Consider the following 21270-nt stretch of genomic DNA (forward strand, 5'->3'; position numbering starts at 1 on the left):
TATTCTCCTTTCAGTTCTTCGTGGTGGTTGAGGTGAAATGTAGCTTAGATATGTCTTTATTTTATCGTAAGACAAGGGGTCTTGTGAACAGGAGTGTCCACAAGACCCCAACATTTATTATAGAACCATATTTCAGTTCGCGCAGTTCCATAGGATACTCCTTAGTAGTGATTTTATCAATACTTGATAGTCAATATTATTTATGGTTACGATGATAAATCTAGTATATCATAAAACATGCAAGAAGCGAATAAACGGATTGCTTTGAATAATAAAAAAGGAGCGGACAGTATCATGAAAATCAAAGTTCCCTATGGCAACGACTTTCAGGAAGCGGAAATCCCAGATTCCGTCAGCACGGAGATCATCGACCCAGCTGTAGCGCCTGTAAAGAAATCGGTCGAGGCGTTTATCCAGGAAGCGCTGGATTATCCCATCGGGACCCCCAGACTGGAAGAAATGGTGGTCCCGGAAGACAAGATCACCATTGTGGTCAATGATCAGACCCGGCCCGGTCCTACGGCGCAGATGACGGCAGAAATCGTGAAACGGCTGAAGGGGGCAGGGGTGCCCAAAGAAAATATCACTTTTGTGATTGCCACGGGAAGCCACAAAGGTCCCAATGAAGAGCAGCTCCATACCATTTTGGGTGGCCTGGAAAAACGGATGAAAGTCCATGTCCACGACTGCCAGGATGGGCATCATCTTTACATGGGCCGGACTCAGACTTATGATGTCCCCATCTATCTAGATGAATTCGTGGCCCATTCTGATTTCATCGTCACCACTGGGCTGATTGCGCCCCATCACTCTGCCGGTTTTTCAGGTGGAAGAAAAAGCATTGTTCCGGGGGTTGTGGATCTGAAGACCCTGAAAGTGCATCATTCTCTTCCCATCCGTCCCTATGAACCTGCCATCAATTTCTTTGAAGGCAATCCTTTCCATAAAGTCGCCTTGGAAGCGGCTCGCCTGGTCAAGGTCCGTTTCATCCTGAACATGGTCCAGGATGTGCACAAGCAGATTGCCGGCGCTGTGGCAGGGGATCTGGAGGAGGCCCATAATGCGGGAGTGGAAATCTGCCGGAAGATCAATACCGTTGAAATCAACGGCCGGGCCGATTTGATCGTCACCAGCCCCGGTGGGGCCCCCAGAGACATCGATCTGTGGCAGAGCCAAAAAGCACTGTCGGTAGCAGAAATGCTTGCTTATAAAAAGGGAACCACTTTTATCCTGGTGGCAGAAGCCAAAAACGGCATCCCCCAGCTCTTCGTCGATTGGATGACGGCAGCCAAGTGCCCGGAAGAAGTCATCGAACGCTACCGCCAAGAAGGGTTCGATATCGGGACCAATAAGGCCTTCATGTATGCACGGGCCATGACCAAAGGGAAAATCATCCTGGTCACCCAGGGCATGACAGAAGAAATGGCTCACCGCTGCATGCTGGATTGGGCTCCTGATCTCCAGTCCGCCATCAACAAGGCTCTGGCAGAAAAGACGCCCAAGAAGGCCATCGTACTGCCCAGAGCCGTCAACATCATCCCTAAGATCAAAGTGACTGAATAACAGAGAAAGGGGAAACTATGTCACCGGCAATTATTACCTTAATCATCCTAGTCCTTGCTATCGTGATTTTTGTTACAGAAATCGTACCCATGGGAACGGCTGCATTGATTGTAGCGATGGCACTGTATTTCACCGGAGTCATTGATGCAAAGACTCTTTTTAGTCAGTTATCCAACCAGAATGTCATCCTGGTTGCGGCCATGTGTGTCATTGGCCACGCATTTTTGAAAACGGGAATGGCTTTTAAAGCCGGAAGTCTGATTACACGCTTTGCCAAAGGCAGGAAAGCTGTCATGGTTGCCGTCATGATTGTGGGCGGTGTGATGTCCGGATTCCTTTCCAATACGGGAACCGTTGCTGTGTTGATGCCTGTTATCCTGGGCATTGCAACGTCCACCGGCATCAGTCCCAGCAGATTGCTGATGCCCCTGGTCTTTTCTGCCACCATTGGAGCTGATCTCAGCATCATTGGTTCTCCTGGGAACCTCATTGCCAAAACGACGGTGGAAGCCTTGAGCGATAATACCCTGACTTTTACCTTCTTTGAATATGCAAAAATCGGGATTCCGCTTTTACTGGGCATCATTGTTTTTATGTATTTCTTTGGCGCAAAACTAATACCCGACCGTTCTGCCGGTTTCTATCACAACAAACTGAATTACAGCAATATACCAAAATGGCAGCAGAATATATCTTTATGGGTACTGGTTGTAGTAATTGTAGGTATGGTTGCTTCTAGTTCTTTTAAAGTTCTGCCTCCTTTCCATATCATCGCTTGTCTGGGAGCCATTGTGTTGGTTGTCACTGGTGTCCTGTCCGAAAAAGAAGCCATGCAGCATTTAGAGATGCTGGCGGTATTTTTAGTAGCTTTCATGCTTCCGTTGGGATCATCACTGAATAAAACTGGGGCAGGAAAAATGATGGCGGATGCGGTCCTCAGTGTTACAGGTTCCTATGGACCCTTTGTCATTATGATGAGCTTGTATTTGATCACCTGGGTCATGACTCAATTTATGTCAAATACGGCAGCATGTTCTTTGCTGTGTCCCGTAGCCTATACCTTAGCATCCGGTATCGGCGCTGATCCAAGAGCAGCTGTAATCGCTGTGTTCATTGGTAGCAGTGTAGCGGTTTGTACACCTTTAGCAATCCCGGCAAATGCCATGATTATGGAACCCGCAAACATCAGCTTCAAAGATTTCATCAAACCGGGTCTCGCCGTTTCATTTGTTTGTTTTGTGATCAGTATGATCATACTGCCGATCCTATATCCGTTTTACCCCTGATTCTCAACCGTTGCAGCATGTTTTTATTTCTCCTACCATACAATCCCCGCATAACAACTCATAAAATCTAAGCATTTTTCATATCCAATCCTTCCTGCTATACTGCAGACGAAGAGAGCCGGGAGCTGTCCCGACCTGTCACAATATGTTTGCTTGACCGATTGTGCACTCCCGGGTGTACAAGGTCCTAAAGGTAAGAAACAGGAGGGATTGGTATGAAAGAAATATCCAGACGAGATTTTTTGAAAGTTATGGGCGGGGTGGCTGCTGGAGCTATTTTGGCCAAAAGCGGTCTGTCCCATGTAAGTGCCCAGGCCCCTGTGGTGGGGTCTGAGGACGAAACCGGCAAAAAAACGGCGGACGGGGAAGGCTCTCGGGCCAAAGTGTACTACACCAAGCACATCGATGCAGCCCATCTCATTGCCCTGTACGATAAAATCAGCGAAGGAATCTATGGGAAAGTGGCTGTGAAGCTCCATACAGGAGAAAAGCACGGCCCCAACATCCTGCCCCGGGAGATGGTGAAAGCTCTGATTTCGCATATCCCCAACAGCAGTATCGTGGAAACCAATACTATGTATAATGGAGACCGGTATACCACGGCTTCTCATAGGGAAACCCTGAAGGTCAACGGCTGGGACTTCTGCCCGGTGGACATCATGGATGAAGAAGGGGATGTGAACCTGCCGGTCCGTGGTGGCAAGCACCTGAAGGAAGTGGCCATGGGCGGCCATATCGTCAACTACGATTCTATGGTGGTGCTGACCCATTTCAAGGGCCATGCCATGGGCGGCTACGGCGGTTCCCTGAAGAACATCGCCATCGGCTGCGCTTCCGGCCAGCATGGGAAGCGCCAGGTCCACGGGTATCTCACGGGGGCCATGCCTCCTTCCGGGGCGGACTGGGGGAAAATGCCTATGCAGGACACTTTCATGGAACTGATGGCAGATTCTGGGAAAGCCACGGTGGACTATTTCGGCAAGCATATCGTATTCCTGAACGTGCTGCGCCGGATGTCCGTGGACTGCGACTGTGCCGGGACTTCCGCCGCCGAACCCAAGATCGCCGATTTGGGAATGCTGGCTTCTACGGATATCCTGGCGGTTGACCAGGCCAGTGTGGATCTGATCTACGACCGGCAAAACGATGACAAGAAGGATCTCATCGAACGAATCGAATCCCGTCATGGGCTCCATCAGCTCCAGGCCATGCGGGACCTTAAGATGGGCAACGACAAATACGAACTGATTTCCATTGACTAAGGAGGCTGGATTATGTTTGGATTAGGTGTACCGGAACTGTTGCTGATCTTGGTGATCGCCCTGGTGGTCTTTGGACCGGGGAAGCTGCCCTCCATCGGGGCCGCCTTGGGCAAGAGCATGCGGGAATTCAAAGATGCGGTGAATGCGGTGGAAACCATTGAACCAGCGGAAAAGAAAAAGGAGGGGACGGAGCCGGCTGAGGCCCAAAAAAATCCCAGCCGGGGGAGGCCCAAGTAGAGAAATGACCTTCACGGAGCACCTGGGGGAACTCCGCACCCGGCTGATCCGCTGCCTCATGGGACTGGCTGTGGGAGGGGCCCTCAGCTTCTGGCAGATTGACCGGATCGTGTCTTTCCTCACAGCTCCGGTGCCCCAGCTGTATGTGATGAAGCCGGCGGAGGCCTTCATGATTTATGTGAAGATAGCCCTTTGGAGCGGGGCCATCCTGGCTTCCCCTCTTTTGGCCTGGGAATTCTGGGCCTTTCTGGTGCCGGCTTTTACGGAACGGGAAAAGCGGACCCTGCTGCTGTTCGTGCCGGCATCGGTACTGCTGTTCCTGGCGGGACTGGCTTTTTCCTACAGTCTGATCCTGCCTCAAGGGCTCCAGTTCCTGCTGGTCTTCAGCCAAGGGGCTGTGCAGCCTCTCTGGTCATTGGAGTCTTATCTGGATTTCGTGGCTCTGATGGTGCTGCCGGTGGGGCTTTTCTTCGATCTGCCCCTGGCACTGCTGCTTTTGGCTAAAATGGGTTTGGTGACTTCAGATGGGCTGAAAAAAGCCCGGCGGTATGTAATTGTGTTGGCGTTCATCGTGGCTGCAATGATCACTCCTACTACGGACATGGTCTCCCAGACCCTGCTGGCTCTACCGCTGCTCTTGCTCTATGAAATCAGCCTGGTGCTGATCCGGGTTTTCCTGAAACGGTAGAGCAGACGAAGGGAACTTTTCCCAAGCACCCCGACCTATGGTATAATAAGTACAGACTTTCAAAATCCTGAGACAATTCCATATATACTTTGCAAATAGAGTCTTTTTTTCTGAGACTCTATTTCTGTAAGGATCTAAAATTCCAGTAAGAAAGGAACGAAAGAATGGCTGATGCAGTGAATCGATCAAAATTGGAAAAATTGAAAACCATCCTCCGCCAGCTGGGCAGTGTGGCCGTGGCATTTTCTGGCGGGGTAGATTCCACCTTTCTCCTGAAGGTAGCCCATGATACCCTGGGAGACAAAGTACTGGCGGTAACCGCCCGGTCCTGTTCCTTCCCGGAACGGGAGCTAGAGGAAGCCAAAGCCTTCTGCGCCAAAGAAGGAATCCGCCACCTGGTAGTGGATTCGGAAGAACTGTCCATTCCCGGTTTTTCCCACAATCCCACCAACCGATGCTATCTGTGCAAGCATGAACTGTTCGAAAAGATCCTGGCCGTGGCCAAGGAAAACCAGCTGGCAGCGATAGCGGAAGGTTCCAACCTGGACGATGAAGGGGATTACCGTCCTGGGCTCCAGGCCATTGCGGAACTGAAGATTGCCAGCCCCTTGCGCCAGGCAGGACTGTACAAAAAAGAAATCCGGGCTTATTCCAAAGAACTGGGGCTCCCCACCTGGAACAAACAGTCCTTTGCCTGTCTTTCTTCCCGATTCGTCTATGGAGAAGAAATCACCCCTCAGCGGCTGGGGATGGTGGACAAAGCAGAACAGTTCCTGCTGGATCTAGGGTTCCATCAGTTGCGGGTGCGGATCCACGGAGGGAACCTGGCACGGATCGAAGTGATGCCGGAAGAACTCCAGAAAGTGCTGGACCACCGGCGTGAGATTGCGGAAAAACTGAAGGGATACGGCTTTGCCTATGTGACCATGGATCTTTTGGGCTACCGGACTGGCAGTATGAATGAAACCCTGTCCTCGGAAAAGAAGGCCTGATCATGGGAACCAAGGAGATCCTGGAAAAAGTCCGGAACGGAGAGATTTCTGTGGAAGCTGCAGAAAAATATTTCCGGAAGAAACCTTTTGACGACCTGGGTTTTGCCAAGCTGGATACCCACCGGAAGATCCGCACCGGGTTCGGGGAAGTGGTGTTCTGCAGCGGCAAAAGCGATGACCACCTGGAACAGATCTTCCAGAAGCTGGCGGAAGACGAAGGCAATGTGCTAGGCACTCGGGCCAGCAGGGAACAATTCGAGCTGATCCGTTCCCTATGCCCAGATGCAGTGTACGACCCCTTGGCCCGACTGGTGAAGGTAATCCGGAAGCCAGTGGAGCTCCAGGGGTCTGTGGCTGTCTGCACAGCAGGTACGGCGGATATCCCGGTGGCGGAAGAGGCGGCCCAGACGGCGGAATTCTTCGGCAGTAAAGTGAACCGGGTCTATGATGTGGGGGTCAGTGGCCTCCACCGGCTCCTGGCCAGTCTGGACCCAATCCAGGAAGCCAACTGCGTCATTGCGGTGGCCGGGATGGAGGGGGCACTGCCCAGCGTCCTGGGCGGCCTAGTGAGCAATCCGGTGATTGCGGTGCCCACTTCCATTGGGTATGGTGCCAGCCTCCAGGGGATTTCAGCCCTCCTCACCATGCTCAATAGCTGTGCCAACGGCATTGCGGTGGTAAATATCGACAACGGATACGGTGCCGGGTATCTGGCCACCCAGATCAACCGGCTGGCCGGCAGAAAGGATACGGAAAATCATGGATAAACTGCTCTATCTGGAATGTAAAAGCGGCATCAGCGGGGATATGACCGTAGGGGCCCTGCTGGACCTGGGGGCGGACGAACAGGTGCTCCGGAAGGCATTGGCTTCCCTGCCTCTTACCGGGTATACAGTGGAAATCAGCCGGGTGAAAAAGGCAGGATTGGACTGCTGCGATTTCCTGGTACGGCTAGATGCGGAACACGAGAACCACGATCACGATATGGACTATCTGTACGGCTTTGCCAGGACCCGGGCTGAGGCAGAAATCCCGGAAGGGACGGGCCATCACCATCATCAGGAGCATCATGGGCACCAGCATGACCATGAGCCCCTGGAAGTAGGAGCAGAAATCTCTCACCCGCATCACCACCATCATGTGCACCGGGGCCTCCGGGAAGTGCTGGATATCCTGTCTCAGGGAGACCTGACGGAAGGGGCCCGTACTCTTGCGGTGAAGATTTTCACCATCCTGGGAGAAGCAGAAGCCAAAGCCCACGGTATTACCATAGAAGACGTCCATTTCCATGAAGTGGGGGCGGTGGATTCCATCGTGGACATCGCCGCTGTGGCGGTGTGTCTGGACAATCTGGGGATCCGGGAGGTGGTGATTCCGGTACTCAACGAGGGGACCGGCAGCGTCCGCTGTGCCCATGGCATCCTGCCCATCCCGGTGCCGGCGGTGGCCAACATCGCCGCCGCCCATCAGCTTCCCCTCCATATCATGCCTTTTGCCGGCGAATATGTGACACCGACGGGAGCCGCCATCGCTGCCGCCATCCGGACCCGCAGCCAGCTGCCAGAAACCTTTACTGTGGCCAAAGTGGGCTTGGGAGCGGGGAAACGGGAACAGGCTATGCCCAGCCTGCTCCGGGCCATGCTTTTGGAGGTGCCGGAGAGGAAAGCCGCGGAACCTTGGGATACGGATACAATCTGGAAATTGGAGACCAACCTGGATGACTGCACCGGAGAGGCTCTGGGCCACGTGCTGGAACGTCTCCTGGCTGCCGGAGCCCGGGATGTGCAGTATGCTCCCGTTTATATGAAAAAGAACCGGCCTGGATGGCTGGTCACGGTGCTGTGCAAGGAAACGAAACGGAGAGCCCTGGAAGCCCTGCTCTTTGCAGAAACCACCACCATCGGCATCCGCCGCTGCCAGATGGAACGGAGCATCCTGAAGCGGCAGGATCGGATCGTGGAAACGGCGCTGGGCCCGGTACCGGTGAAGGAAGTCCAGGTACCGGAATTTTCTCCGGAAGGACGCCCCACTGGAAAAAGTGAAATCCGTCTGTATCCTGAATATGACGGTATCGCAGCCCTGTGCCGCAGCACCGGACGCAGCTATCAGGCTATCTGGCAACAGGTACTGGGAGAACTGACAGCTGCCAGAGAAAGGGAGGAGTAATTATGCATATGGCAGATGCCCTGCTGTCTCCTGGAGTGGCGGGGACGATGTATGCCGTATCCGGCATGGCGGCCTGGTATGCGGTCCGGAAGGTCAAAGAAGAAAAACAGGACGAGATCATTCCGGAGATGGGAGTGCTGGGGGCCTTTGTGTTCGCTGCCCAAATGATCAATTTTGCTATTCCCGGCACTGGGTCCTCTGGCCATCTCTGCGGGGGCATGCTGCTTTCTGCGGTGGTAGGACCCTATGCCGGTTTCCTGACCCTGATCGGCATCCTGACTCTCCAGTGCCTGGTCTTTGGAGACGGAGGCCTGCTGGCACTGGGGGCCAATGTATGGAATATGGCTTTTTACGGCTGTTTTGTAGGGGGCGGTATCCTCTGGCCACTCTTGACCCGGCAGGGGCTGACCAAAAAGACCATTACGGCTGCCAGTGTGATCGGCAGTGTGCTGACCCTCCAGCTGGGGGCGTTTTCCGTTGCAGGAGAAACCTATCTTTCGGGGATCACGGAGCTGCCTTTTAGCGCTTTTCTGCTGATGATGCAGCCCATCCATCTGGCCATCGGGTTGGGGGAAGGGCTGATAACTGCGGCGGTGCTGAGCTTTGTCTATGAAAACCGTCCGGAGATCCTGTGGCAGCCAGCTCCTTTTGAGACGGTGGGACAGAAAGGGACTTGGAGTCGAAAGAAACTGCTGGGGGCTTTGGGCGCCCTATCCCTTGCAATCGGCGGAGGCTTATCCCTGCTGGCTTCCGAAGATCCAGATGGGCTAGAATGGTCCATTGCCCGGCTGACTGGCTCTCCGGAACTGGAAAGCTCGGAACAGGGAATCTATGGAATCGCAGCCCGTATCCAGGAAGTGATGGCCCTATTCCCGGATTATCAGATACCGGGGCTCGAGGGTCCTTTGGGGACGGCCCTGTCCGGGATCATCGGCACCCTCTTGGCTTGCGGGATCATCTGGTTCCTGGGCAGGAATTTACGGAAGACAGGGCATCATGAAGTCTCTACACCGCGCCATTGAGACCATCCATCTGTTGGATGATCTGGCAGGGGAAGATACATTCTTCACCCGGCTGTCCCCCCTGGCCAAGCTGGGGTCCTTGTTTGTCTTCCTGGTGTCTCTGGCTTCTCTGGGCACGGACCAGCTGGCCAGTGCTTTCCTGCTACTCCTGGTGCTCCCGGCAGGATACCGGCTGGGACGTATCCCCTGGAAGCAGCCTCTGCGCCAGCTGGTCCCGGTGCTGGGCATGGTGGGAGCGATCGGCCTTATGAACCTGTTCTGGTTCCAGGGACCGCCTGTTCCCCTGGGACCGGTTGAAGTACCAGGAGGAATCGGAGTACTGCTGCTCCTTGTGTTGAAAGCCATAGGCTGCGTACTGGGGGCTTACCTGCTCCTAGCTACCACCTCCCTGGAAAAGCTGGCCTGTGCCCTCCAGAAGCTGCCGCTGCCTCAGGTGCTGATCATATCCCTGCTGCTGACCTGGCGGTATCTGGTGCTGCTGCTCCAAGAGGGGGACCGGATGGCGTCTGCCTGGCGGCTCCGGGCTCCGGAAAACCGAGGGATCCCTTGGAAAATCAGTGGCAGTCTCCTGGGCCTGCTCTTCCTCCGGAGCCTGGAGCGAGCCCAACTGGTTTATGAAAGCATGAAGCTCAGAGGTTTCCAAGGCCGTTTCCCGGAACAGGGAACCATAGGATCCCTGAAAGGAAACCTGCTGCTTTTCGGGGGCACCCTGGCCTGGTGCCTGTTCTGCCGGGTCTGGCTGCCATCTTTTATTTTTTGATGCCATGATATTCACATCAGGGAGGTCCTTGTGGCTGCTATTTTGACTCTTTCCCAACTGCAATTCCAATATCCATCACTCCGTCCCGGCCAAGATCCGGTCCCCGTCTTCCATGACCTTTCTTTTGTTCTGGAAGCAGGAGAAAAAGTGGGCCTCATCGGCAGCAATGGGGTGGGGAAGTCTACTCTGCTGAAGCTGCTGGTGGGACTCCTTCCCCTTCAGGGAGGATACCTGAGTGTGTGCGGCCTGCCTCTCACCGAACAGACTCTCCCCGCCATCCGTCGGAAGACGGGGTATGTTTTCCAAGATTCCGAAAGCCAGCTGTTCATGCCCACGGTGGAAAGCGATGTATCCTTTGCCCTTAGGAATGCCGGCCTGCCGGCAGAAGAAGTGGAACAAAAGACGGAGAAGGCCCTGGCACAGGTAGGGATGGAAGGTCTGGCCAGGCGGCAGATCTACAGGCTTTCCGGAGGACAGAAAAAGCTCACTGCCATTGCCGGCCTACTGACCCAGGAACCGGACCTGCTGTTGATGGATGAACCCTCTGCTGCCTTGGATCCCCGGAACCGTCGGAAACTTGTGGAAATCCTCCGGCAGCTGTCCTGCGTCCAGCTCATCGCTTCTCACGATTTGGATTTCATCTGGGATACCTGTGATCGGGTGATCCTGTTGGCGGATGGCAGACTCCAGGAGGATAGCTCCGCTCATGATGTATTGTCCAACCAGTCCCTGCTGGAAGCCTGTGGATTGGAACTCCCTCTGCGGCTGCAGAAAATATGACCCTTGACAATAAATGGCATATACCATATACTAACAATAATGGTATATGCCATTTATAAAGGAGGAATGAGATGCCAAGACCTGTACGGAAACGGACCATCTACCAGAAACCAGACTGCACTTTTTTTGCGGCTGAAGGCTCTCAAAAAGAGACTGTGCAGCTGACTCTGGATGAATTGGAAGCCCTGCGGCTGATGGATGAAGTGGGGCTGGATCAGGCTGGCTGTGCCCTGCGGATGCATGTGGGACGCAGCACATTCCAGAATATCCTCAACGGGGCACGGAAAAAGGTAGCCGGAGCGCTGGTCCATGGACGTGACATCGAAATCTACGGGGGCCAGGTGGAAGTTTCCGACGACGCAGAGCTGGGCTGCTGTACGTTTGCTCTGCGGACCCTGGACCGGGTCGGCGGCATCTCCCAGAGGGAGGAAAAAGAAATGAAACTTGCCGTAACCTATGATCCGAAAAACGGAGAAATCTTCCAGCATTTTGGCCGGACCGAATATTTTAAAGTTTACGACCTGGCGGACGGGAAAGTGCAAAAGTCTGAAGTCTGCAGCACCCAGGGACAGGGCCACGGAGCTTTGGTGGGGGTGCTCCAGCAGCTGGGCGCAGAAGCTGTGATTTGCGGGGGAATCGGAGGAGGCGCCCAGGAAGGCCTGAAAAAAGCCGGCATTGCCTTCTACGGGGGATGCAGTGGCCAGGCTGACCAGGCGGTAGCCGATTTCCTGGCGGACAAACTCCAGTACCAGGAAGATATCCAGTGCGACCATCATGGAGACCATCACGAGGGCGGCTGTCATCACTGAGGAAAAATGACAAAAGACGAGGAGATGTTGCCAAGCAGCATCTCCTTATGATATTATAAAGAAAAATTCCTGATTAATATTTTTTCTACAGGAGGAACTTCATGAAATCCAAGTTGATTTTTTCCGCGCTCCTTACTGCAGCAGTTCTCTTTGTCACCGGCTGTGGCGGCCCTGCCGGCAGTTCCCAGGGCAGTGCTCCGGCAACTGCTTCCCAGGCTTCTGCCCAGAAGGCCCAGGCACCGGGATTTTCCCTCAAAGATACCGCCGGGACTTCTCATTCCATCCAGCCCGGCGACGGCAAGATCTATGTAATCAATTTCTGGGCCACCTGGTGCCCACCCTGCCGGAACGAAATGCCGGAGATGAACGCTTTTGCCAGCAAACACAAGGACAAAGTGACTTTCTATGCCGTAGATCTCCAGGAAGAAAGCAGCAAAGTCCAGGCCTTCCTAAAAGACAACGGCTATACCCTGCCAGTACTCCTGGACCAGGAGGGGAAAGCAGCAGCCCTGTACAAGGTCCGAGTGGTCCCCACTACAGTCATCCTGGATGAAAAAGGGAACATCCTCCAGCGCCACGAAGGCATGGCTACCGCCCAGCAGCTAGAAGACTTCCTGAAAGGGAAACGGTAATGGGTCCCCTGACCCTGGGGGCCGCTTTTGGAGCAGGGCTCCTGTCCTTTATTTCGCCCTGCGTCTTGCCCATGCTGCCCACTTTCCTGCTGCTCCTGGCAGGCTCCAGCCAAGAAGGGAAAGAGGGGAGAGAGCGTCTATTGGGCAATACCCTGGCTTTCCTCGCTGGCTTTACCCTGGTTTTCCTGGCTATGGGGGCCACAGCGACGCTTTTAGGCCAGTTGGTGCTGAACTATTGGAAAGTACTGGAAAAAGCAGCTGGAGTGATCCTGATCCTTTTGGGGCTTTTTATGAGCGGATGGTGGACGCCTCTTTTTCTCCTCCAGGACAGGAGGCCCTTCCTCCAGCAGAAAAAAGAGGGGATACTGGGTTCTTTCTTTTTGGGAGCTTCCTTCACCCTGGGCTGGACTCCCTGTACCGGTCCCATCCTGACCGCCATCCTTATGGCCGCCGGCAGCCAGCAGACCGCCCGGCAGGGCATCTTCCTGCTGCTGGCCTATGCCCTGGGCTTCTGCCTCCCATTTCTTTTGGCAGCGCTCTTCTGGCAGAAAATCGGTTCCACCCTGCGCCGGGGCTACAGCTGGCTGCCCCGGATCCAGAAAGCTGCAGGTCTCTTTTTGATTATCTTCGGGATCCTCATGCTCAGCGGCATGACGCTCCGGATCATGGCCTTCCTGGCAGGCTAGGGACTGCTATCTGGGCAGCAGTCCCTAGATAATATTTTAAATATTCTGGACTTTCAGACGAATATCTGGGAGTCTATATGCTATAATGGATGCAAAGAGGACTGTAGACGAATTCAATACAGTTCTATGTCCCAGATGATCTAAAGGAGGCTGATTGCAATGGATGGAGAACAAAAGAAAAAGAAGATCCCTCTGGCCGGACAGATTTTCATCGCGCTGATCCTGGGGATCATGGCAGGGCTGGCCCTGCAGGGGAATGTAAAATTTGCTGTAACGTACATCAAACCCTTTGGCACAATCTTCCTGAATCTGGTGAAATTCATCGTGGGTCCCATCGTCCTCTTTTCCATCATGGCAGGAGTCGTTTCCCTCAGCGATATCCGGAAACTGGGATCCATAGGCGGCATCACCCTGGTCTATTATTTCATTACCACCGCCATTGCTACCACCATCGGGCTATTCATCGCCAACAGCTTCAAGCCTATATTTCCAGCCCTGTCCGTGGCGGAACTGTCTTTTAAGGTCAAAGGGGGATCCACAGGTCCTATGAAGATGCTGGTGGATCTGTTTCCCTCCAACTTCCTGGCGCCCTTGACCAGTGCCAATATGCTCCAAGTCATCGTCATGGCGCTATTGATCGGGATCGCTATCATCGCCCTGGGGAAAAGGGGCGAAAAAGCCGCTGATTTCATCAATACCTGGAATGAAGTCTTCATGAAAGTCATGGAAATGATCCTGGCTCTGTCTCCTATCGGGGTATTCTGCTTGTTATGTCCAGTGGTCGCCCAGAACGGGCCTGCGGTCATTGGCTCTCTGGCCAAAGTCATCCTTTGTGCCTACATCGCCTATGCTCTCCATGCTATCCTGGTCTATTCCATGGCGGTCCGGGCCGTCGGCGGAATGAGTCCGCTGAAATTCTTCAAGGGCATGATGCCGGCTATGCTATTCGCTTTTTCCAGTGCTTCTTCGGTAGGGACCCTGCCCATCAATATGGAATGTGCCAACAAACTGGGAGCCTCTAAAGAAGTCACCAGTTTCGCCCTGCCGCTGGGGGCCACCATCAACATGGACGGGACGGCTATCTATCAGGGTGTCTGTGCCGTATTCATCGCATCCTGTTATGGGCTGGACCTGACCCTGTCCCAGATGCTCACCATCGTGGTGACCGCTACCTTGGCTTCCGTAGGGACGGCGGGTGTGCCCGGTGCTGGGATGATCATGCTGGCCATGGTACTGGCCTCTGTCAATCTGCCGGTAGATGGTATTGCCCTAGTAGCCGGTGTGGACCGGATCTTCGATATGGGCCGTACCACCCTGAACATCACCGGTGACGCCTCCTGCGCCATCATCGTGACCCATTTGCTGGAGAAGAAGAAGAAATAGAAAGGGGGTATTGCACGTTTGGTGCAACACCCCGGTCTCGGGTCTCGAACCGTGAGTCGCGGGCTTGTTGGCACAGGCCGAAAATTCCGCTTTGCAGATTCCATTGGATTTTGCTTTATTATCCTATAGAAAAAGGACAAATGGCTTAAAACGTACAGGCTCGCAACCCGCGACCCGTGACTCGAGACGGAGAGTGTGAATTTTTCACACTCTCTTTTTCACGCAAAATGTCTCACCCGCAGCTTGATGCCGCAGCTTTCTGCTACTTTCCGGCTGGCTTCGATCTGTTCTGGAGGCAGTACGTCCACCACCGTCATCCGGGTGTCGGGTATCTTCTTTTTGCATTCCCGGGCAAAATCCAGCATGGCCTGATAAGCTCCGGGCAGGGTAGGGCGGGTCACCTTATTGTAATCCGCTTCATCCGGCGCATTGAGACTGATAGATACGGCATCCAGCACCTGGGCCAGTTCCGGTACGATATCCCGGCCGTTTTCCAGGGAACCCAACCCATTGGTATTCACCCTCAGCTTCAGTTCTGGATGGGTCTTCCGCACATACCGGGCCGTCTTCAGCATCAGGTCCAAGGCACAGGTCGGTTCCCCGTACCCGCAGAAGACCAGTTCTTTGAATCCGGTGAAATCAAAGGCGTCCACTGCGGCTTTTATCTGGTCCCAGTTGGGATTCGCTTTGTGCCAGAGGGTAGGAGCATCCCCGATCCCTTCATGCTGGAACCGGACACAGAATGTGCACCGGCAGTTGCACAGATTGGTCAAATTGGCATATACACCATCTTTATAAGTATAAAGAATCTGAGCCATGGTATTTCGTCATCCTTTCTGTTTTTACGAAAATCTTGTTTTTCACGTCCTGTTTATCCAGTACACCGGCCACCAGGTAATAGAACAGCAGGCTCCCGCCAGACTGGATGGCACTTCCCAAGATGGAAGTGACCAGGGCTGCATAGGACCCGAAGATCAGCCTTTCGGCCAGATAATAGCCAATGGTAGAAATGATCCAGGACAGGAAGGGGGCGATCCGGTTCCGGGTACAGAGCAGTTTCTGGGCTTTCCAGGTAAAAGGCAGGGTAATCAGGGCTTTGATGATAAGGGTAGACGATGCCCACATGGGAGAAGTCAGGAGATCCGCCAGCCCTCCGCCGATGGCTGCCGCCAGGAGTGCGTAAGGCTGGGGCAAGAGGGAAGCTGCCACATAGATCAGGGTATCCCCGAAATGGAGATAGCCCCCGTTGGCGCCCATGGGGATATGGCAGATATAAGCCGTAAAGAGACAGATAAGACCTGCGAACAAGCCTGTCAGGACCAACAGCCGAAGCCGTTCCTGTGGATTCCTTTGTTTCATGAGCAATCAATTCCTTTCAATATGATTTATCATAACAACGCCAATAAAGCACAACAGCGGGCCCTCCCTATTTTTACTTCTGCCAGGTTCCACTTCATCCCAGAGGTTGGAAAGAGGAGGGGGAGAGGAGACCCAGATAGGGTTCATAATTGATTCCTTCATTCCAGGGAGTCTGTTCTTTTTGGGCATCGGCAATCCCTCTTACGATCAGCTCTCCTGCCAGGTGTACACCTTGTTCCAGGTTTCTTTTCTGGAGCTGGCTGCCCATCAGAATGGCTGCAAAGATGTCTCCCGTGCCAGAGTAACTGCCTTCCAGACGGGGCGAAGAAATGGCTACCGGTCTTTTCGTGTGGTCGATGATCAGATTCGCTAAGAGCTGTTGATCCCGGATCCTTATGGGGATCCCTGTGATGACCAGTGCCTGATCTTTAAAGAGATACGCTCGGCCTTTCAGGAGACGGTACAGCTCTTCCGGGTCTTCCTGTCCCAGTTTCTTAAGAGGCTCCATCTCTGTATCTGTAAGGATGCAGAATTCCGTCAGATTGGGAGTCAGGATATCCGCCTGGAAAGCCAGCTGGCGGACCGCCTGGATGGAAGCAGGGGTAAAACCTCGATATGCTTTGCCATTGTCGCCCAAGACGGGATCGCAAAGGTACAAGACACCAGGAGTATGGAAATTTTCCAGGAACTCCTGTACGTGAGAGGCTGCATCCGGAGTGGCCAGATAGCCGGACAGGATGCCCTGGAAAGAAACCTGCATTTCCTGCCAGTGCTCCGTATAGCTGTACATCTGTTTGGTGAAAGGAACACAGCGATACCCAGGATATCCGGTCTGTGCAGTCAGTACTGCCGTAGGCAGCGGGCAGGCTTCGATGCCCATAGCGGCCAGGACGGCGATATCGACAGTCAGTGAACAGCGTCCCAATCCGGACAGATCATTGATGGCGGCAACGCGCTGGTGCATAATGAAAATCTCCTTTGTGGATTGATTTATCCGTACTGGATCGGATGATTCTTGTTATAGCACAGAAGGAAACAGAAAAAAAGGAACGGTTTGGGAAAATCCTAACGCAAACCGTGTCGGTCAAAGGATATTTCAGAAATTCTCATGGTGCGGACAGATTCTGAAGTCAAGTTATCCACAATATTTTACATAATATATATTATCGGACGTATAATTTTGTTGAAAATCGACTGTCCATGGCAGCTGGATTGCTGGCTCCACTTTCTTTCCCTATCAAAACCCGGCTCATCTGCAGTTGCGTTTCCTTTTAAATCGTTCTTCAAATCCGTGGACCATTTCTGGGATCCAGGCTGTCGCTATTTTTGATTGGGTCTCAGTGTCCTTATCCGATAAAATCTCCTTCATCAAACGCTTGTTTGACACACAGCTGTTTTCTTGTTATACTAAATTAACGAAACTGGATCTGTGTACCGCTCATCCATCCTATATAAAGGAGTCTGATCCTATGACTGAACCTGAAATGAATAAAAAGAATCCTCGATCCATCAATGCTCGCCAGAGCCAGATCCTGGAATATATCAAACAATACATCTTTTCCAATGGATATCCCCCCTCTGTCCGTGAAATCGGCAAGGCAGTCGGGCTTTCTTCCAGTGCTTCTGTCCATAACAATCTCAAGAAGCTGGCGGAGGCTGGCTTTGTCAGCTGGGATCCAGAAAAGCCTCGTACCTACGGCCTGACCGATGAGATCAGCTGGCGGAAGAAAAGCATGGTTTCTGTGCCTTTAGTTGGCGCTGTCCATGCCGGTGATCCGATCCTCGCAGTGGAGAACATCGAAGACACCTACCCCATCCCTTTGGATCTGATCGGCTGCAAAGAAGATGTGTTCATGATGGTCGTCGAGGGCGACAGCATGAAAAATGCTGGGATCCTGGACCGGGATTATGTGTTCGTCCGGAAGCAGAATTATGCGACCAATGGAGATATCGTAGTGGCACTGATCAATGGTGAGGAAACCACCATCAAGCGGTATTTCCGGGAGCTAAAACAGATCCGTCTCCAGCCGGAAAATGATTCTTATCCTGCCATTGTGGGTACGGACAACATTGAAATCAAGGGAAAAGTGATCGCGGTGTTCCGGACTCTCTAAGTTGAGCTACCCAAAACCGGCAATTCTTTCTAAGACGCTCAAATTTTCGATTTGAGCGTCTTTTCCCATTTCTGCTATTCCTTACTTGCGGGCTATATAAAAACAGCCTCTGAAATAGAATTCAGAGGCTGTTTTTCTAGCTTCATAGCTACTGTGCGTCATTTCTCCATTTTTGCTTCCAGCCGGGCCAAAGCTGCTTTCAGCGCACCGATTTCCTTATCCTGGGCCGCCAGTTTTTCTCTCATGACAGCGTTCTCCATATCCTGGGCGGCCATTCTTTCTTTCATAGCTGCATTTTCTCCCGTATTGTCATTTTACTAAATATTCAAAATAAGCACACTGTACTAAAGTACAGGTTTTGGACTTTTTTGACAAATAGGAAAAATAGGGGGATGTTGCACGTCCTGTGCAACATCCCCCAACCTTTGCCAAAGGACCTTTATTTTTTGGCCATGATCTGACGGGCTGCTGCCATGACGGCGATCCGGCCATGTTCGAAAGTCAGCCCTCCCTGCATGAAAACCTTGTAAGGAGCCCGCATCGGTCCATCTGCACTGAGTTCGATGGAAGCTCCCTGGACGAAGGTCCCTGCAGCCATGATGATGTCGTCCTGATAGCCAGGAAGCGGCGAGGGAACCGGCGTCACATGGGAATCGATGGGAGAATGGGCCTGGATGGCTTCACAGAAGGCACAAAGGTTCTCCGGTGTATCCAGGGTGATGGTCTGGATGATGTCGCTCCGGACGTCATCCGGGAGAGGAGAGACTTCAAATCCCAGGGACTGGAACACGGAAGCGGCGAACAGAGAGGTCTTCACTGCTTGGAGGGCCACATGGGGAGCCATGAACAGCCCCTGGTAGAATTCCCGTGCCGTATCCCCCAGGGTGCAGCCCATCTCGCCGCCCAGACCGGGGGCGGTGAGCCGATAAGAAGCCTGTTCCACCAGATCCTTTTTCCCTACGATATAGCCGCCGGTGGGAGCAAAACCGCCTCCCAAGTTCTTGATCAGAGAACCGGCCATCAGGTCGGCACCCACTTCCGTAGGTTCCTTGTCTTCAATGAATTCGCCGTAGCAGTTGTCCACGAAGCAGATGATATCCGGACGGACGGCTTTCACGGCCTGGAAGATCTCCCCAATCTCTGCCACGGTCAGGGTCTTCCGTTTGCTGCTGTAGCCACAGGAACGCTGCACATGGATCAGGCGGGTCCGGGGCGTCAGGGCTGCCAGGAGGGAAGGGATATCCGGATGGTCCTCTTCCATAGGGATCTCTTTATAGGCAACGCCCAGGTCCGTCAGGGACCCAGGAGTCTTCACCGGATAGCCGATGATGGTCTGCATGGTATCATAGGGTTCTCCCGTAGCGCCGATCATTTCGTCTCCGGGATGCAGGTTCCCCAGGAGTGCCACGGCCAGGGCATGGGTGCCGGAAACGAACTGAGAACGGACTAGAGCGTCTTCCGTCTTGAAGATATCGGCGTAGATCAGATCCAGTTGATCCCGACCGGTATCGGAATAGCCGTAGCCCGTGGTGGGTTTCAGGTAATAATCTGCCACCTGGTACTTGGCAAAGGCGTCCAGCACCTTTTTGGTATTGGCCAGGGCGGCTGCTTCATGGCTTTTGGTATGCTGGGCAACGGTGTCCAGTGCTTTCTGTTCGATTTCGTCCCATTGGATGGTCATTGGGTTCAAGTTCCTCCTTTGTTACTACTGGATATATTTTTTCAGCTGATCCGCCAGCGTTTTTTTCAGTTTGACCTTCATCAGGATCCCGGTTTCGCCGTAGTTTTCTTCCAGGACCTTGGCTTCTTCGTGGAGCCGAGCGGCCAGGCGGCTTTCTCCATAAGGAATGGAGAACATTGCTTCTGTTATATCCTGGCCCAGGAGCCGGGCCAAGGTCTCCAGGAGTTCCGGGATCCCTTCCCCGGTCTTGGCCGAGACACAGAGGCTGTCTTCCGTCTGTTCCAGGCGATGGCGCAGCCCTTCATGCTGCCGGAGCCGATCCACTTTGTTGTAGACGGTCAAAATGGGTTTGTCCGTGACTTCCAGTTCCCGGAGCACCTGATACACGGCCTCGGTCTGCTCCTGATACAATTCATGGGAACTATCGATCACATGGAGCAGCAGATCCGCATCTTTGACCACTTCCAAGGTGGATTTGAAGGCTGCTACCAGCTGATGGGGGAGCCGTTGGATGAATCCTACGGTGTCCGTCAGGGTACAGCTGCTGCCGTCGGGCAGACCCAGCTGCCGAGTGGTGGGGTCCAGGGTGGCGAACAGCTGATCCTGGGCATAGATGTCCGAATGGGTCAGGGTATTGAGCAGGGTGCTCTTGCCTGCGTTGGTATAGCCTACCAGACAGATCTGCTTCACTTCATTCTTGTTCCGGGCCCTTTGCTGTTGCTGCCGGCTGCCCTTCATCCGGCGGATCTGTTCTTCCAGGAAGGCGATCCGGTCCCGGATCCGCCGCCGGTCCATTTCCAGTTTGGTTTCCCCAGGGCCCCGGGTACCGATGCCCCCGCCCAGACGGGACAGGCTGGTCCCCTGCCCCATGATCCGGGGCAGCATGTACTGGAGCTGGGCCAGCTCCACTTGGAGCTTCCCTTCGCTGGTCCGGGCCCGTTTGGCGAAGATATCCAGGATCAGCCCGGTCCGGTCGATGATCCGGACGCCTAAGGCCCGTTCCAGGTTCCGCTGCTGAGCCGGGGAAAGTTCATCATCGAAGAGGCACAGGTCGATGTCTTCCTGCTGGGCAAAGAGGGCCATTTCCTGGACTTTCCCCTTGCCGATGAAGAACACCGGATCAGGTTTCGGCCGAGACTGGATGAATTTCCCTACCACTTCGGCCCCTGCTGTTTCCGCCAGCTGGGCCAGTTCTTCCACTGAATCTTGGGCACTCCAGCGGGAAGCAGTGTCTCCCCAGGCCAGGGAAATCAGCATGGCCCGTTCCGGCCCCTCCGCCAGGTTATGGCCTCGGGACCGTTTGGCCAGGATTTTCTCCACTGTGTGGACCACATTCCCGAAAGGCATGGCAGCCACATCCTTCACTTTGAAAGGGCCGAATTCCTGGAGCACGGGCTGCTGTTCCTCATCCAGGTCCGTGATCATCCCGAAGCTCAGGAGCGGTTCACTCTGGGGTGTTTCCCAAGCCATGGCAGCCATGGCATCGAAGCGCAGGTCCCGGAGAGCGGACAGATCCACCCCGCTGAGACGGGGAGCGCCCGAAGGATGGGTATGGATGCAGGCCGCTCCGCAGAGCCGGTTCTGGCTCCTCCGGGAATCAGTACGGGGCAATTCCACATAGCAGTCGCTGCCCACGGCCACAGCCGTCACCTGCCCCTTCCGGTCGATATACAGGGAGATTTCCCGATTGATGGCTTCGGTCAGGTCCCGCAAAAGGAGGGCCAACTCCTGACTGATCAGTTGGCCCTCGTCCACTCTCAGCTCATAGATCGCTTCCAACTGGGTGAGGACCTGTTTTTTCAGGCCCTCCGTCCTTCCGTAGATCATTTGAGTCATAAGAGAACTCCTTT

The 21270-nt window shown here is 53.8% G+C and carries 21 protein-coding genes and 1 pseudogene; 16 read left to right on the forward strand and 6 right to left on the reverse strand.

What is annotated here, in order from left to right; all coding sequences use genetic code 11:
• Nucleotides 1-294: 294 nt before the first annotated feature.
• The 15 genes and pseudogenes from ACTUHY_RS00005 to ACTUHY_RS00075 all read left to right on the forward strand — a co-directional run bounded on the left by ACTUHY_RS00005 (nucleotide 295) and on the right by ACTUHY_RS00075 (nucleotide 14266).
• A complete protein-coding gene (locus tag ACTUHY_RS00005; protein ID WP_442826075.1) occupies nucleotides 295-1563 on the forward strand; it encodes a nickel-dependent lactate racemase family protein in 1269 nt (422 codons plus the stop codon).
• 17 nt (nucleotides 1564-1580) lie between these two features.
• A complete protein-coding gene (locus ACTUHY_RS00010; RefSeq protein ID WP_442826076.1) occupies nucleotides 1581-2849 on the forward strand; it encodes an SLC13 family permease in 1269 nt (422 codons plus the stop codon).
• A gap of 215 nt (nucleotides 2850-3064) precedes the next feature.
• Complete coding sequence (locus ACTUHY_RS00015) at nucleotides 3065-4111, forward strand: DUF362 domain-containing protein (protein WP_442826077.1); 1047 nt, start codon at nucleotides 3065-3067, stop codon at nucleotides 4109-4111.
• Nucleotides 4112-4123: 12 nt separating this feature from the next.
• The gene (gene tatA, locus ACTUHY_RS00020; protein ID WP_442826078.1) at nucleotides 4124-4348 is read left to right on the forward strand and encodes a twin-arginine translocase TatA/TatE family subunit; all 225 of its coding nucleotides are present in this window, start codon (nucleotides 4124-4126) and stop codon (nucleotides 4346-4348) included.
• A 4-nt stretch (nucleotides 4349-4352) separates the two neighbouring features.
• Nucleotides 4353-5036: a twin-arginine translocase subunit TatC gene (gene tatC / locus ACTUHY_RS00025; protein ID WP_442826079.1), complete on the forward strand. Its 684-nt coding sequence runs from the start codon at nucleotides 4353-4355 to the stop codon at nucleotides 5034-5036.
• Between the two features lie 164 nt (nucleotides 5037-5200).
• Nucleotides 5201-6028 carry an ATP-dependent sacrificial sulfur transferase LarE gene (larE, locus tag ACTUHY_RS00030; protein WP_442826080.1) on the forward strand — a complete coding sequence of 276 codons (828 nt, stop codon included), beginning with the start codon at nucleotides 5201-5203 and terminating at the stop codon, nucleotides 6026-6028.
• A 2-nt stretch (nucleotides 6029-6030) separates the two neighbouring features.
• On the forward strand, nucleotides 6031-6795 hold the full coding sequence (gene larB / locus ACTUHY_RS00035; protein ID WP_442826081.1) for a nickel pincer cofactor biosynthesis protein LarB: 765 nt from the start codon (nucleotides 6031-6033) through the stop codon (nucleotides 6793-6795).
• Entirely contained in the window at nucleotides 6788-8194 is a 1407-nt protein-coding gene (larC, locus tag ACTUHY_RS00040; protein WP_442826082.1) for a nickel pincer cofactor biosynthesis protein LarC, read from the forward strand. Before larB ends, larC begins: the two co-directional genes overlap by 8 nt.
• A 2-nt stretch (nucleotides 8195-8196) precedes the next feature.
• Entirely contained in the window at nucleotides 8197-9216 is a 1020-nt protein-coding gene (locus tag ACTUHY_RS00045) for an energy-coupling factor ABC transporter permease (RefSeq protein ID WP_442826083.1), read from the forward strand.
• Entirely contained in the window at nucleotides 9191-9976 is a 786-nt protein-coding gene (locus ACTUHY_RS00050; protein ID WP_442826084.1) for an energy-coupling factor transporter transmembrane component T family protein, read from the forward strand. Before ACTUHY_RS00045 ends, ACTUHY_RS00050 begins: the two co-directional genes overlap by 26 nt.
• A gap of 105 nt (nucleotides 9977-10081) precedes the next feature.
• Nucleotides 10082-10756: pseudogene (locus ACTUHY_RS00055) on the forward strand (energy-coupling factor ABC transporter ATP-binding protein); the annotation flags it as partial.
• 71 nt (nucleotides 10757-10827) lie between these two features.
• Nucleotides 10828-11565, forward strand: a complete 738-nt coding sequence (locus ACTUHY_RS00060; RefSeq protein ID WP_442826085.1) for a NifB/NifX family molybdenum-iron cluster-binding protein — start codon at nucleotides 10828-10830, stop codon at nucleotides 11563-11565.
• Nucleotides 11566-11666: 101 nt separating this feature from the next.
• Complete coding sequence (locus tag ACTUHY_RS00065; RefSeq protein WP_442826086.1) at nucleotides 11667-12197, forward strand: TlpA family protein disulfide reductase; 531 nt, start codon at nucleotides 11667-11669, stop codon at nucleotides 12195-12197.
• Nucleotides 12197-12883 carry a cytochrome c biogenesis CcdA family protein gene (locus ACTUHY_RS00070; RefSeq protein ID WP_442826087.1) on the forward strand — a complete coding sequence of 229 codons (687 nt, stop codon included), beginning with the start codon at nucleotides 12197-12199 and terminating at the stop codon, nucleotides 12881-12883. Before ACTUHY_RS00065 ends, ACTUHY_RS00070 begins: the two co-directional genes overlap by 1 nt.
• 159 nt (nucleotides 12884-13042) lie before the next feature.
• Nucleotides 13043-14266 (forward strand): dicarboxylate/amino acid:cation symporter, encoded by a 1224-nt coding sequence (locus tag ACTUHY_RS00075; RefSeq protein WP_442826088.1) that lies wholly within the window; start codon nucleotides 13043-13045, stop codon nucleotides 14264-14266.
• Between the two features lie 218 nt (nucleotides 14267-14484).
• On the opposite strand, the gene ACTUHY_RS00080 is transcribed toward ACTUHY_RS00075, so the two are convergent.
• From ACTUHY_RS00080 to ACTUHY_RS00090, 3 genes are all read right to left on the reverse strand, one after another.
• Complete coding sequence (locus ACTUHY_RS00080) at nucleotides 14485-15084, reverse strand: TIGR04100 family radical SAM protein (RefSeq protein ID WP_442826089.1); 600 nt, start codon at nucleotides 15082-15084, stop codon at nucleotides 14485-14487.
• Nucleotides 15059-15625, reverse strand: coding sequence for a TIGR04002 family protein (locus tag ACTUHY_RS00085; protein WP_442826090.1), 567 nt, complete (start codon nucleotides 15623-15625; stop codon nucleotides 15059-15061). Before ACTUHY_RS00085 ends, ACTUHY_RS00080 begins: the two co-directional genes overlap by 26 nt.
• Before the next feature lie 94 nt (nucleotides 15626-15719).
• Nucleotides 15720-16589: a bifunctional hydroxymethylpyrimidine kinase/phosphomethylpyrimidine kinase gene (locus ACTUHY_RS00090; protein WP_442826091.1), complete on the reverse strand. Its 870-nt coding sequence runs from the start codon at nucleotides 16587-16589 to the stop codon at nucleotides 15720-15722.
• A gap of 505 nt (nucleotides 16590-17094) precedes the next feature.
• On the opposite strand from ACTUHY_RS00090, the gene lexA reads away from it, so the two are divergent.
• Complete coding sequence (lexA, locus tag ACTUHY_RS00095) at nucleotides 17095-17739, forward strand: transcriptional repressor LexA (protein WP_442826092.1); 645 nt, start codon at nucleotides 17095-17097, stop codon at nucleotides 17737-17739.
• A 158-nt stretch (nucleotides 17740-17897) separates the two neighbouring features.
• On the opposite strand, the gene ACTUHY_RS00100 is transcribed toward lexA, so the two are convergent.
• The 3 genes from ACTUHY_RS00100 to hflX all read right to left on the reverse strand — a co-directional run bounded on the left by ACTUHY_RS00100 (nucleotide 17898) and on the right by hflX (nucleotide 21256).
• A complete protein-coding gene (locus ACTUHY_RS00100; protein ID WP_442826093.1) occupies nucleotides 17898-18026 on the reverse strand; it encodes a hypothetical protein in 129 nt (42 codons plus the stop codon).
• Between the two features lie 152 nt (nucleotides 18027-18178).
• Nucleotides 18179-19420: a methionine gamma-lyase family protein gene (locus ACTUHY_RS00105; RefSeq protein ID WP_442826094.1), complete on the reverse strand. Its 1242-nt coding sequence runs from the start codon at nucleotides 19418-19420 to the stop codon at nucleotides 18179-18181.
• Between the two features lie 24 nt (nucleotides 19421-19444).
• Nucleotides 19445-21256 carry a GTPase HflX gene (hflX, locus tag ACTUHY_RS00110; RefSeq protein WP_442826095.1) on the reverse strand — a complete coding sequence of 604 codons (1812 nt, stop codon included), beginning with the start codon at nucleotides 21254-21256 and terminating at the stop codon, nucleotides 19445-19447.
• Nucleotides 21257-21270 lie beyond the last annotated feature (14 nt).

It is taken from the genome of Acidaminococcus nyctereutis (genome assembly GCF_052216985.1).
GTDB lineage: Bacteria > Bacillota > Negativicutes > Acidaminococcales > Acidaminococcaceae > Acidaminococcus > Acidaminococcus fermentans_A.